The sequence below is a fragment of the Microcoleus sp. B6-A1 genome, from assembly GCF_036705085.1.
Lineage (GTDB): Bacteria > Cyanobacteriota > Cyanobacteriia > Cyanobacteriales > Microcoleaceae > Microcoleus.
Genome location: NZ_JAUBTU010000138.1, coordinates 1 through 14,022, shown reverse-complemented (window position 1 = coordinate 14,022; position 14,022 = coordinate 1). Strand labels below are relative to the sequence as shown.

The window sequence follows — 14,022 nt, the reverse complement described above, 5'->3', positions numbered from 1 at the left end:
ACCTAATTACGCACTTGATTTAGCCCAATACTTCATCTTATCATGTTTTAGGTTGAAATTAAGATGCGTTTACCCTGCATCTCGCCCGGATTCCAACTCCCCCAATCGAACTCGTCCCAACCATCCCGGCAATGTTGAATGACATCACTGTGAAATTGATGGCAAAAAACCCAGAATCTCGCTATCAAAGTGCTTTTGGGCTCCGGTACGACTTGGAAACCTGTTGGCAGCAGTGGCAAGAAACAGGCGAGATTAACCAGTTTACCTTGGGGGCTAGAGATATTTGCGATCGCTTCGCCATACCCGAAAAACTCTACGGTAGAGAAACCGAAGTTAACGCATTATTAGCAGCATTCGAGCGAGTCGCTAACCCCCCCCCAACTGGGGCAACCACAGGGGGATTGCCCCTACAGTAAGGGGGGGCTAGGCGAGTCCCAACCCCCCCTTAGTAAGGGGGGGCTAGGCGAGTCCCAACCCCCCCTTACTAAGGGGGGGCTAGGCGAGTCCCAACCCCCCCTTAGTAAGGGGGGGCTAGGGGGGGTCGAAATCATGCTAGTTGCTGGCTTTTCCGGTATTGGTAAAACCGCCGTAGTTAATGAAGTTCACAAACCCATTGTCGGAGCGCGCGGTTACTTCATAAAAGGCAAATTCGACCAATTCAAGCGCGATATTCCCTTTTCCGCCTGGGTGCAAGCCTTCCAGAATTTGATGCGGCAACTACTCGCAGAAAGTCCCGCAGAAGTACAGAAATGGCAAGCTAAGATTTTAGAAGCATTAGGTGACAATGCTCAGGTGATTATTGATGTCATCCCCGAATTAGAATACCTAATTGGCAAACAGCCAGCAGTACCAGCAGTTGAAGGGAGTGCTGCTCAAAATCGCTTCAATTTGCTCTTTGGTAAATTTATCCGAGTCTTCGCCACAAAAGAGCATCCTTTAGTAGTTTTCTTGGATGATTTACAGTGGGCAGATTCGGCTTCGCTGAAGCTAATGCAGTTGTTGGTAGGCGATAAGGATACCAACTATCTGTTGTTAATGGGAGCCTATCGAGACAATGAAGTTTTTCCCGCACATCCACTGATGCTAACTTTGGATGAGATTCGCAAAGAGTCGGCGACAGTCAACCAAATTACTTTAGCCCCCTTAGATAAATCTTCCCTAAATCACCTAATTGCTGATACGCTCAGTTGTCCACCAGAACAAGCAGTTCCTTTGACTGAACAGGTTTTAACCAAAACTCAAGGCAATCCTTTCTTTGCCACTCAATTTATCAAATCACTTTATGAAGATGGGTTAATTACGTTTGATTTTAGTTGTGGTTATTGGCAGTGCGATATTGCCCTAATCAAGGCGCTGGCTTTGACCGATGATGTGGTCGAGTTTATGGCGCTTCAGTTGCAAAAATTGCCAGAAAATACTCAGGAAGTTTTGAAACTAGCAGCCTGTATTGGCAACCAATTTGATTTAGCAACTCTAGCAATTGTCCATGAAAAATCTCAGACTGAAACAGCGGCTGATTTGTGGCCAGCACTGCAAGAAGGATTAGTTATTCCCATCAGTGAAGTATACAAATTCTTTCAGGACTCGGAATCAGTTGAAGTTGTACAAGCATCTGATTTATCGGTTCCCTACAGATTTTTACATGACCGCGTACAGCAAGCGGCATATTTTCTGATTCCTAAAGATCGGAAACAGTCAACCCATCTTAAAATTGGGCAACTGCTGTTGAAAAATACTCCTCAAGTAGAACTAGAAAACAACATATTTGATATTGTCAACCAGCTCAATCTCGGAGCAGAATTGCTTGCTGACCAGAAAGAAAAAGCTGAACTAGCAGAATTGAATTTAATCGCCGGTAAAAAAGCCAAGAAGTCCAACGCATATAAAGCAGCTATCACCCATTTTACCTTGGCAATGGAACTTCTGGATTGTAGTTGGGAAGAAAATTACCAATTAAAATTTGAACTGCACAAACAACGGAGTGAGTGCGAATATTTAACCGGGGGTTTTGAGCAAGCAGAAGAACTTTTAACGACTGCCTTAAACAACGGTCAATCAAAACTCGATCTAGCAGAAATTTACGCTATATACATGGCTCTCCGTATGACCCAGGGAAGAAATAATGAAGCCATCCAATTGGGTATAGATATTTTAAGATTGTTTGGATTGGATTTACCTAGTAAACAAGAAGAATTGCCAACAGCTATTGCAGCCGAATCTGAGGAACTACTATTAACCCTTCGCGAAACAAAGATCGCAGATTTACTGGATTTACCAGAAATCGAAGATATCGGTATCAAGGTTACCATGAATCTGCTGGGGGATTTCTGGACAGCAACCTATTTAGCCAGCAATCAGCAGTGGCTAAATTTGTGCGTGCTGAAAACAGTCAACATGACATTAAAACAAGGCAATACAGATATATCAGCCTTAGCCTATGTTAATTATGGCATGATGCTGGCAAATCAGAACGACTATGAATCCGCTTATGAATTTGGCGAACTGGCTTTAAAGGTAGCAGAAAAATTTAATAATATAACTTTGATAGGAAAAGTTAATAATATATTTTCTCATATCATCAATCCATTTAAAAAGCATTTAAAATCGAACATAGCGCTTTACCTGAAGGCTTATGAAGCCAATCTAGAATGCGGCAATATTGTTTGGGGTATTTTTTCTGTATTTTATAGTATATGGACTAGGTTTATTATTGGTGAAAATCTAGAAAGCGTTTATCAAGAATGTGAAAAATTCTTAAGCTTTGTTGAGCAAACTAACGATGAAAATATGATGGCAGCGTTTGCAACACTGCAACGCACTATCTTGAATTTACAAGGATTAACCCACAATCGGTATAGGCTTGATGATGAAGGTTTTAATGAAGAATCTACTATAGAAAAGTGGAAAAAAAATCATTTTTATATTGGTATACACTGGCTGGATACTTTTAAAACTCAAATTTTATATACTTATGGAAAATATCAAGATGCCTTTAAAATAGCCAGAGAAAACTCCAAGATGCTGGGCATAGATGGAGGCTTTTTTAATATCACCCAGCACTATTTATATGATTCGTTGATTTTAACCGCTCTTTATCCTACAGCTACTATTGAGGAAAAAGATGATTATCAGCAAATTTTACAGAAAAATTTGGAAAGGCTGGAAATATGGGCTACTAATTGCCCAGAAAATTTCCTGCATAAATACTTGCTGGTATTGGCAGAATTAGCGCGGATACACGGACAAGACTTAGAGGCAATGGAATTATACGATCGCGCGATCGCGGGAGCTAAAGACAACGGCTACATCCAAGAAGAAGCACTAGCCCACGAACTCGCTGCCAAATTCTATCTCGAATGGGGTAAGGAAAAAATCGCCCAAGTCTATCTCACTGATGCCTACTACTGCTATGCACGCTGGGGTGCTAAAGCAAAAGTTGATGATTTAGAAAATCGCTATCCTCAATTACTAGCCCCGATCTTCAATCAAAAAACCAGCTCAAACACGAGTGATACAATTACCCAAATGATGACGGCAACTGTTACAAGTTCCAGTTCAGGAGTTTCCGGCATTCTGGACTTAGCAACAGTAATCAAAGCATCTCAATCACTGTCAGAAGAAATTAACCTCGATAAGTTACTCTCCACTTTAATGCAAGTGACGATGGAGAATGCGGGAGCTGGAAAAGGAGCTATGATTTTGGTAGAGGGAGATTCATTGGCGATCGCGACTCAATGTGTTAGCGGTCAAGCCTGCAACACCCAATCTACTGCTGTTGCTGGCTCTCTGGAGATTCCCATCACCATCATCAACTATGTCTGGCGCACCCAAGAAACCTTGGTAATTAATGATGCTACGGCCCAGACTACCTTTGCTGCTGACTCCTATATCATCCAACAGCAACCACAGTCGATATTGTGTCTGCCAATTCAACATCAAGGAAAGGCGATCGGCCTTCTTTATCTAGAAAACAATCTGACAACAAATGCCTTTACTCCTGACAGATTAGCAGTCTTAAACATCTTGTCTTCTCAAGCGGCGATCTCGATCGAAAATGCCCAACTCTATGCCAACTTAGAAGCCAAAGTCGAAGAACGCACCCAAGAACTCTCACAAGCTTTAAGCTATCTCGAAGCCACCCAAGCAGAATTGATTCAATCAGAAAAAATGGCAGCTTTAGGACAACTTGTGGCTGGAGTTGCTCACGAAGTTAACACTCCCTTGGGTGCGATTCGCTCCTCGGCGGGAAATGTTTCTAAGTTCTTAAATCAAACTCTAGAACAGTTACCTGCACTGTTTCAATCACTCTCGCCAGAAGAAGCAGATAATTTCTTGAGTTTACTCCAGCTTTCTCTAGAACAAGAAACCAGCTTGTCAACGAAAGAAGAACGCAAATTTAAGAGAGCTTTGAGGAGCCAACTGCAAGAATTAGGCATCGCCGATCCAGATACCGCAGCCGATCGCCTAGTGATGATGGGAGTATATCAAGAAATTGACAGCTTTGTGCCGCTGCTGCAAAAACCCGAGAGCTTGAAAGTCCTGGAAATGGCCTACAAACTTTCTGAATTAAAAAGAGGCCTCGCTACGATCGACACAGCCACAGACAGAGCGTCAAAAGTCGTGTTTGCCTTAAAAACCTATGCCCGTTACGAACAGTCGGGGGAAAAGAGCACAGCCAGCATTACAGAAGGCATTGAAACAATCTTAACCCTTTATCAAAACCAACTCAAACAGGGAGTTGAAGTAGTGAGAAACTATGCCGAAATCCCGCCGATACTGTGCTATCCAGACGAACTAAATCAAGTGTGGACAAATCTGGTTCACAATGCTTTGCAAGCAATGGATTACCGAGGCAGGTTAATTATTGATTTGGTGGAGCAAGACGGGCAGGCTAAGATTAGTGTTACTGACAGCGGTAAGGGGATACCATTCGAGATAAAAGCGAAAATATTTGAGCCGTTTTTTACGACTAAGCCGGCCGGAGAAGGTAGCGGTTTGGGGCTAGATATTGTGAAGAAGATTTTGGCAAAACATCAGGGTAAAATAGAAGTCGAATCGATTCCCGGTCAAACTACATTTCATGTTTTTCTGCCGATGAGCGGCGTCTAAGGATCGCGAATTAAATAATTTACACTCTTGAAAGTGGGATGTCGGGCCCGTCCAGAAAGGACGGGCCCGACATCCCACAAGAACCATCAAATTGTAAGTTATTTAATTCTCATTCCTAAGCACTCACAGGGGCGATTCGGGAGGTTTGTTTTGATCGTTCGGAGGAAGAGTCCTCATGAAAATCATGAGGACTCAAGCCCGAACGATCAAACCTGTTTTGATAGCGGTTGTGCGATCGCACATATTACTTCATAATTCCACTCTAGCCGGAAATGGGCGATCGAGCTGGAATACTTGCATTATATGTATTATACTTAGCTAAAGCTCTGGGGAAATCTCTTATTCAAGAGAATCTGAGTGGGGTGCGGGCGATCGACCTAACATACTCTAGCTTAAAATAAGATCCATCCCGCTAAGTTGATTGACTAATTTTCCGGTTAATAATGAATCACAAAGGAGAAAGAATAGGTGGCTAAAGCAGTTATTTTGTGTGTTGATGACGAAAGAATGGTGTTGGACAGTCTCAGAACGCAGCTCTCATCATCATTTGGCAATAATTATATCTATGAAGCAGCCGAGGATGGTGATGAAGCTTTAGATTTAATTCAAGAATTAAATGAAGACGATGTGAGTATTGTTGTGATTATCTCAGATTGGTTGATGCCCGGTATGAAGGGAGACGAGTTACTGATTCGCATTCACGAGCAATTCCCTAAAGTTGTTAAAATTATGCTGACAGGTCAAGCTGACGAAGAAGCTATTAGCCGAGCTAAAGAATTTGCAAATCTCCACTGCTGTTTGTCTAAACCTTGGTCGGAAGCCGAATTGCTGGAAACTATTAAATCAGGTTTATCTCAACTATGAAACAACAGGTAATTGTCTGTGTAGATGATGACAACACCGTGCTGAAGAGCCTGAAAGCAGAACTCCAAGAAGTTGTCGGCAATGCCTATCTCATAGAAATTGCCGAGGGTGGGGAGGAAGCATTAGAGTTGATTGAAGAACTCTTGTCAGATGGGTATGAAGTACCGTTAATTATTTCCGATCATATCATGCCTGAGATGAAGGGAGATGAATTATTAAAAAAAGTTCATATACTCTCGCCCAAAACTATCAAAATCATGCTGACAGGTCAAGCAGATATTGAGGCTGTGGGAAATGCTATCAAAAATGCCAATTTATATCGTTATATAGCTAAACCCTGGCAGCAAGAAGATTTGAGTTTGACGGTAAAAGAAGCAGTAAACAGTTATATTCAAAATAAACTTCTGGCATCACAAAATGCGCAGCTTCAGCAAATGAATGAGGAATTGGCGCATTTAAACCGCGAGCAAGCCTTGCTGATTACCCTACTTCACGAAAATGAAAATCGCTTGATGCAGTTTTTGGAAGCAATGCCAATTGGGGTGGGAGTGTTGGACTCGGAGGGCCAAGTTTATTTTGTGAATCAGAAAGCAAAAGAGATATTTGGTAAAGGAGTTGTACCGGATACGAGTGCCGAACAACTGTCAGAGGTTTATCAAACTTATCAAGCCGGTACAAATCAAGAATATCCTCCCGATGATTTACCGATTGTGCGGGCATTGAGGGGGGAAAATGCCACCGCTGAAGATATAGAAGTGCATAACGGCGATAAAATTATTTCTTTAGAAATTTCGGCAACTCCCATTTATGATACCAACGCTAAAGTCACCTATGCTATTAATACTCTCTTAGATATTACCGATCGCAAAAAAGCGGAAAGAGATCGCCAAAAATTCATTGAGGAGCTTTTTGAGGTGAATTGCAATTTGGAACTGGCACTAGATACAGAAGTAAAAATCACTGAGGCGACAAGTCGCTTTGTACCCAATCAATTTTTAGCTTTTTTGGGATGTGACAGTATTGTTGATGTTAAATTGGGAGACGCAGTGGAGTTGGAAATGTCGATTTTGTTTTCTGATATCCGCGATTTCACTACTCTTTCGGAACAGATGACACCGGAAGATAATTTTAAATTTATAAATTCATATTTGAGTTATATGGAACCGCTGATTGTGGAAAATCAGGGGTTTATTGATAAATATATTGGCGATGCAATTATGGCTTTGTTTAGCGAGGGCGCGGATGATGCTTTGAAAGCGGGAATTGCCATGCTGCATAGTCTTGCTGAATACAATCGAGATCGCGCTACTGTGGGTTATGTGCCGGTTCAGATTGGGGTGGGAATTAATACTGGTTCTTTGATGTTGGGTACTGTTGGCGGACGCAATCGGATGGATGGTACTGTGATTGGCGATGCGGTTAATTTGGCGGCTCGGATTGAAAGTTTGACGAAAAATTATGGGGTGTCGCTGTTAATTACTCAGCAGACTTTCGATGGCTTGAGAAACCCTGCTGATTATGGGATTCGGGTAATTGATAAGGTTCAGGTTAAGGGAAAGTCTGAATGGGTTACTGTTTATGAGGTTTTTGATGCAGATTTGCCGTTCGTTCAAGCGGGGAAGTTGGCTACTTTGCCAGTGTTTGCTGAGGCTTTGTCTTTGTACGATATGAAGAATTTTAGGGAAGCTGCGGGACTTTTTGCGGATTGTTTGGGGCAAAATCCGGGGGATAAGGTGGCTCGAATTTATTTGGAAAGGTGTCAGTAGTTAGTTGTTAGTTGGCAATTGTCAGTTGTTATTAGTTATTAGTTATTAGTCATTAGTCATTAGTCATTGGTTAGCGATCAAGCGTCATCAGTCAACAGTCATCAGTTAAGAGTCAACAGTCAACAGTCAACAGTCAACAGTCACCAATGACTAATGAATCCTGACTACGGTTGTTCGATCGGCAACTCTATGATAAACTCGGCTCCGTGACCGAGTGCAGACACGCAGCTAAGTTTGCCACCGTGTTCTTGGACAACTTTGTAGGAAATGGACAGGCCTAAACCGGTGCCTTTGTCGGCGGGTTTGGTGGTAAAAAAAGCCTCGAATAACTGCTGGGAAACTTCTTCTGGCATACCGGGGCCGTTGTCAGAAATCCTAATTACAGCATGGGAGTTTTGGACTTCTGTCCTAATTTTAATCTTGCTGCGGTTAGCTTTGACTTCGGCAACTGAACGCCCTTCGTTGTATTCCTCGATCGCGTCGATCGCATTTCCGATCAAATTCATAAATACCTGATTGACTTTCCCGGCATAGCACTCAACCAAAGGCAAATTTCCATAGTCCTTAATTACCGCAATTTCGGGATAGTTACCTCTGGCTTTCAGGCGACTTTGCAGAATCAGCAACGTTCCTTCAATCCCTTCATGCAGGTTAACTTTGCTCATTTGAGAATCGTCTTTGCGAGAGAAATTTCTGAGCGAGCGCACGATTTCCCGAATGCGATCGGCCCCAACCTGCATCGAAGACATCGCTTTCGGCAAATCTTCTAGCAGAAACTCTAATTCGATATCCTTAATTTTATCTTGAATTGCTGCCGGCGGCTGCGGGCAGTGCTTCTGGTACATATCGATCAAATTCAGCAAATCTTCCGTGTAGTGGCCCACGTGGACGAGATTGCCGCAGACGCTGCTAACAGGATTGTTAATTTCGTGAGCGACACCGGCTACCATTTGACCGAGAGTAGACATTTTCTCAGTGTGAATCAATTGAGCTTGAGTTTGCTGCAATTCGTGCAAAGTATTTTCGAGTTGAAGTTTTTGTTTGGTTAACTCTGTTTGCGATCGCCGCAAAGCTTCTTCACTGCGTTTCTGCTCGGAAATATCAGTAATTAACCCTTCCAAAGCTATCAATTCTCCAGAGTCGGAAAACACTCCCAAACCTTGCTCCCAAACCCATTTTAATTCGCCATTTTTAGAAGTAATTCGGTAATTTAGCTGATAGGGTCGATTTTCTTGTAAGGCCACTTGCACGGCATTCCACAAATTCTCGCGATCGTCCGGGTGAGTCAAATCCGATATAGAAACTTGCCGAGTGCCGATAAATTCTTCAGGAGAATAGCCGGCTAACTGATAGCAACCTTCGCTGACAAACTCCATACTGCGATCGGCATCGTTGCGAAAACGGTAGGCCATTCCCGGCAAATTGCTCATCAGCGTCGCCAAAGCCCGCTGGCTTTCCCGTAGGGCTTCTTCGGCGTGTTTGCGATCGGTAATATCCGTCATCACCGCCAGCATACAGAGTTCGCCGTCCAAATTAATCAACTCTGCTGACAGCAAACACACCACCACCGATCCCGACTTCATCCTAAACTCGCATTCCTGATTGCGAACAACACCTTGTTCGTGTAAATTTTGTCTAAAATTAAGTCTGTCTTCCGGCCTTACCCAAATATTTAACCCCGGTACTGTATTCCAGGTCGTTTCTTCTAAATCATAACCAGTCATCAACAAGAAACTATCATTAACTTCAATAAAACGACCCTCAGCAAAAGTAGTAATAATCATCGGATCTGGACTCGAACGAAAAGCCTTAGAAAACTTTTCTTCCGATAAGATCAACTTTTTAATAGCCTCTTCCAACTGACTTGTCCGCTCTTTAACCCGCGATTCCAATACCTCATTAGCCTGCTTCAGGGCTTCCTCAGCCTGCACCCGATAAGTGATATCGCGCACCACGCCTTGCAGCCCTATTTTGCCGCCGATATCCATAGAAGTTAGCAGCACTTCCGCCGGAAACTCAGAACCATCCAAACGACGGTGCCGCCAGTCAAAACGGCAATTTCCCGATCGCAAAGCCGTCTTAATTCGCTCTTGAGAAAGACTCATAGAATCTTGTCCGTCCGGTTGCAACGGCGGGCTGAACTCCGAAGGATGCTTGCCGCAAAACTCCGACTCAGTGCTGCATCCAAATAACTTTAAAGTAGCCGGATTGCAATCCAAAAAACCCTCTTCGTCTAGCAGCATTACCGCATCAGTCGTCGATTCGTACAAAGTGCGAAACTTTTTTTCCGACGCCTGCAGAGAAGCAATCAACTGCATCTTTTCCTCAGCCGCCCGCTTTTGGTCAGTAATATCCTGCATTACTTGAGAAAAGCCTTGCAACTTTCCCCTTTCATCGCGCAAAGGAGTAACAATAATATTCGCCCAAAATCGCGATCCGTCTTTGCGAAGCCGCCAGCCTTCATTTTCGTACCGACCTTCGGTCACAGCCAGGATTAATTTTTCTTGGGGTTTGCCAATTTCCAGATCTTCTTTCGTGAAAAAACACTCCGAATTATTGCCGACTATTTCATGATATCTGTATCCAAAAATGCGTTCTGCACCGGAATTCCAGCTAGCTACATACCCATCAGGATCTAACATGAATATAGCGTAATCCTTAACGCCTTCAATTATTAAGCGCAGCCGTTCTTCGCTTTCTCGAAGTGCAGATTCTGCTTGCTTGCGCTGGGTGATATCTTCTACAAAACCTTCGTAGTAGAGCAATTTACCCGCTTCATCGCAGACAGCCCGCGCATTTTCAGCGATCCAAATTATTGTTCCGTCCCGCCGATAAATCTGCGACTCAAAATCCGATACGATGCCATGTTCTTGCAAAGCAGAAACAAACTGATCGCGCCGATCGGGATTGACGTAAAGCTGATCGCTGATATCAGTCAGACAGCCCATTAATTCTTCAGCAGAATTATATCCGTAGATGCGAGCCAAAGCTGGGTTAGCGCTGATGTAACGACCGGATTGGGTTGTTTGAAAAATACCCGACACAGCATTTTCAAACATACTATAATATTTTGCTTCCATTTGGTGCAGTGCCTCCGCGACATTCAGGCATTCTATCGCTTTATTTCCTAATTTTTGATTTCCCACTTGTGAATACCCTGCTATTGTGTGTGAGTTGAATATTTTTGGTCTACAGCCTGTTAAATTTGATCCGTTATTTAGGCTGAAAGCTCGTGTGTCGCAGCCGGAGACGAGTGTGTTTATTCATCTGTCCTACGGGGCGGCTAGTTATTAGTGATTGTTGGGGAAAGTTAGTTGATCGGGTATTTATTTGATGCTTGACTGGCTCTCACGATCGCATTGGCACATCGATCGGCTTGCAGTGCAGGTGTTCGAGCAAAACCCGCTCCTTGAAATCTCCCTGAATATATTAGCAGTTGAATACCCTGAAATAAGTTAGTGGCAAGGATGTTACTACAATAAAAGGCAGCGATTTCTACAACCCCAAGATTCTATTTATAAGATTTGGGTGAGAGTACGATCGACTCTTACCCGAAGCAACTAACCCCCCTGCAAGAGCTAAACGCTCGCTGTCCTTGCTGTCAGTCGATTGGAGATTTGAGATTTGAGATTAAAGAATTGACTCCACAGATGAATCTGGGGCTCTCCTAAAATCTAAAATTTTTTGGTTTCCACAACTCCTGTCGGAAACTTTTATCGCTCTTTGGGTACTCTGAGTTACTGTTAAGTATTATTGCTGATAGATAATACAGCAGACTACTGGCAGTTGTACGATATGGGGTTTCTATGTAAAGTTGGCACAACAATAGGGTAATTGTTGTATCAAAAAATTCATATTCTGCTGCTGCGGGCGGAAAAATTCTGTAGCGGTGCTGGCATTTGGGCAAAAATCGGGGCCCGATCGCGCAAAATGTGGTCGGCAAGTCTGGTAAAATCCCGATCGATTCTCAGTTTGGCCACAAAGCTCGATCGAGCTAAATTTGACTAGAAACTAATATTAATGACAGATTCTCCTCTACTAGCAACGCCAGAGTTATCCCCTGCTTCAACCCAGACGGCGGATTCTCCTGTGTGGCCAGCCCTCCTGCAACAACTGTTAGACAGACAATCTCTCTCACGCGCCCAAGCAGCCGACTTGATGCAGGGATGGCTAGCAGAAGCTATTCCCCCCGTCCTCTCAGGAGCCATTTTAGCGGCCATCCAAGCCAAAGGAATCTCTGCCCCAGAATTGGCAGGAATGGCTCAGGTATTGCATTCTCAGTCGCTTGCAGGCGAGTCGGAGAGCGTTTTCAATCCCAAACCCTCAATCTCCAATCTCAAATTAATTGATACTTGTGGCACAGGCGGCGACGGCGCTTCCACGTTTAACATTTCCACTGCTGTAGCTTTTGTGGCCGCCGCCGGCAAAGTTCGAGTCGCGAAACACGGAAATCGCTCCGCATCGAGCAAAGTTGGTTCTGCTGACGTGTTGGAAGCACTGGGAGTCAACCTCAACGCCGATCCCGCGAAGGTGAGATCTGCGGTAGACTCTGTGGGCATCACCTTTTTATTTGCCCCTGGGTGGCATCCCGCACTTAAGGCTGTAGCGTCGCTCCGGCGCACTTTGAAGGTGCGGACTATTTTTAACCTTTTAGGGCCTCTTGTCAATCCTATGCGCCCTACAGGCCAGGTAATCGGGGTGTTCGATCCTAGTCTGGTATCAACTATTGCTCAAGCTTTGGGCGAGTTGGGGACTGAGTTAGCTGTAGTCGTTCACGGCAGAGAAAAATTGGACGAGGCGGGGTTGGGTGATGTGACTGATTTGGCGGTTTTGTCTGATGGCAAAGTGGAACTCACTACTTTAGACCCCCAAAAGGTAGGATTGACACCAAGTGCGATCGGCTCGTTAAAAGGCGGAAATGTTGAGGAAAACGCCGAGATTTTGCGGAACGTTTTGCAAGGCAAAGGTACGCCCGCACAAATGGATGTTGTAGCTTTGAATGCTTCTTTGGCTTTTCAGGTGGGAGGTGCAATTCCTATGGGTTCTCACGCAGCAGGAGTTTCTATGGCTAAGGAGATTTTATTTAGCGGTGAATCTTGGTTGAAGTTGCAGCAGTTGATTGAGTTTTTGAAATGAAGTCAGTTGTCAGTTGGGAGTTGGGAGTTGGCAGTTGACAGTTGGCAGTTGACAGTTGTTATATCATATTCGGTCGATTGACCATGATTCCTGTAGGGGCGGGTTCACCAGCAATAGTCGCCAAAAACCGACAATCTCAAAAACCCGCCCTATGTATGATGCGCGATCGATCGTACATGATATTAGTTGTTAGTTGACCCGAAAGCAGTTGGTAGTTGTTAGGAAAGCAGTTGCTACAAATAACCAGTAATCAATAACAAATAACCACTAACAAATAACCACTAACAAATAACTTCTTTTTAAGACCGCGATCGAAATTCAATGACATCTTGCTTAATAGTCACATCTTTATTACCAAAAAAGTCGTGACCCAACAGTCCGATATCTAGGGATGGCGAGACTGCGACAACTACATTGTTAACAGCTAGACCACCTGCTTCCATAGAATTCAAGCGACCGAGGGGAAAAGTAGCCACTCCGTTGGGAGTTTGTGCTTGCACTGTTCCCTGGAGAACAACGCCCAAGGCTTTAGCCATTGCTGGTGTAATTACTGTGCCACTAGCTCCAGAATCTACCATCATCTCGAACTTTTGTTTGCCGTTAAACGTGACTTCTATGACGGGGATATTAGCCTCTCGGCGTTTGATTTTTGCCTGAAACACTCCCGACTTTGCCGCCGCCGAAGTGGTGGGAGTCAATTCTTTGGGGAGAAAACCGCAGACTGATTGGCTGAGGTTGACGGTTCGGCCTGACGAGCTCCGCATGAAGCATCCCTCACTTTCTTGAGCCACTGCTGGCGAGGAGTTGGCAACACTTCCTACTAAAATTGAACTGCTCAGAGAAATAACCCCTGCTAAAACCAGTAAAGGTTGGCGCAGGTTTTGAGGGATCGGTAGAGGCTTTTTTGAGTTTGAGAGTAAAGGCAAGGGTGATTTACTAGCCATAGTTTCGTTAAACGCTGTAGCTCGATCGTAACAGCGACAACTGCCTTTTGGTATAGATTTAGACTTTGGGCCATCCTAAGCTGCTGGCAGATCAATTGCTGGCGCGGGGGGAGAGGGAGAATTTGCACTTAGGATCGCGAATTAAATAACTTACAATTTTAATTGTTATTGTGGGATGGGCGTCCCGCCCGTCCTTTTTGGAC

At 44.0% G+C, this 14,022-nt stretch carries 6 protein-coding genes and 2 pseudogenes; 6 read left to right on the top strand and 2 right to left on the bottom strand.

All coding sequences use genetic code 11. The annotated features are described in order from the left end of the window. Positions 1–77: 77 nt before the first annotated feature. The 4 genes and pseudogenes from QUB11_RS29660 to QUB11_RS29645 all read left to right on the top strand — a co-directional run. A pseudogene (locus tag QUB11_RS29660) lies at positions 78–371 on the top strand (hypothetical protein); the annotation flags it as partial. Positions 372–534: 163 nt separating this feature from the next. Continuing rightward, positions 535–5,109: pseudogene (locus QUB11_RS29655) on the top strand (trifunctional serine/threonine-protein kinase/ATP-binding protein/sensor histidine kinase); the annotation flags it as partial. Between the two features lie 468 nt (positions 5,110–5,577). Further along, positions 5,578–5,973 carry a response regulator gene (locus QUB11_RS29650; protein ID WP_333207183.1) on the top strand — a complete coding sequence of 132 codons (396 nt, stop codon included), beginning with the start codon at positions 5,578–5,580 and terminating at the stop codon, positions 5,971–5,973. Further along, positions 5,970–7,739, top strand: a complete 1,770-nt coding sequence (locus QUB11_RS29645; RefSeq protein ID WP_333207184.1) for an adenylate/guanylate cyclase domain-containing protein — start codon at positions 5,970–5,972, stop codon at positions 7,737–7,739. Before QUB11_RS29650 ends, QUB11_RS29645 begins: the two co-directional genes overlap by 4 nt. 164 nt (positions 7,740–7,903) lie before the next feature. Here QUB11_RS29645 and QUB11_RS29640 read toward each other — a convergent pair whose 3' ends face one another. Beyond that, positions 7,904–10,885 carry a PAS domain S-box protein gene (locus tag QUB11_RS29640; RefSeq protein ID WP_333207185.1) on the bottom strand — a complete coding sequence of 994 codons (2,982 nt, stop codon included), beginning with the start codon at positions 10,883–10,885 and terminating at the stop codon, positions 7,904–7,906. Between the two features lie 688 nt (positions 10,886–11,573). Here QUB11_RS29640 and QUB11_RS29635 point away from each other — a divergent pair. Both QUB11_RS29635 and trpD read left to right on the top strand, forming a co-directional pair. Further along, entirely contained in the window at positions 11,574–11,747 is a 174-nt protein-coding gene (locus QUB11_RS29635; protein ID WP_333257839.1) for a hypothetical protein, read from the top strand. A 12-nt stretch (positions 11,748–11,759) separates the two neighbouring features. Further along, positions 11,760–12,875 carry an anthranilate phosphoribosyltransferase gene (gene trpD, locus QUB11_RS29630; RefSeq protein WP_333207186.1) on the top strand — a complete coding sequence of 372 codons (1,116 nt, stop codon included), beginning with the start codon at positions 11,760–11,762 and terminating at the stop codon, positions 12,873–12,875. Positions 12,876–13,174: 299 nt separating this feature from the next. Here the strand turns inward: trpD and QUB11_RS29625 are convergent, their stop codons facing one another. Then, positions 13,175–13,819 carry a retropepsin-like aspartic protease gene (locus QUB11_RS29625; RefSeq protein WP_333207187.1) on the bottom strand — a complete coding sequence of 215 codons (645 nt, stop codon included), beginning with the start codon at positions 13,817–13,819 and terminating at the stop codon, positions 13,175–13,177. Between the last annotated feature and the right edge of the window lie 203 nt (positions 13,820–14,022).

What these genes read in the sequence shown, in the direction of transcription:
- trpD (WP_333207186.1), top strand. Translation starts at nt 11,760, where the DNA reads ATGACAGATTCTCCTCTACTAGCAACGCCAGAGTTATCCCCTGCTTCA.
- QUB11_RS29645 (WP_333207184.1), top strand. Translation starts at nt 5,970, where the DNA reads ATGAAACAACAGGTAATTGTCTGTGTAGATGATGACAACACCGTGCTG.
- QUB11_RS29625 (WP_333207187.1), bottom strand. Translation starts at nt 13,819, where the DNA reads ATGGCTAGTAAATCACCCTTGCCTTTACTCTCAAACTCAAAAAAGCCT.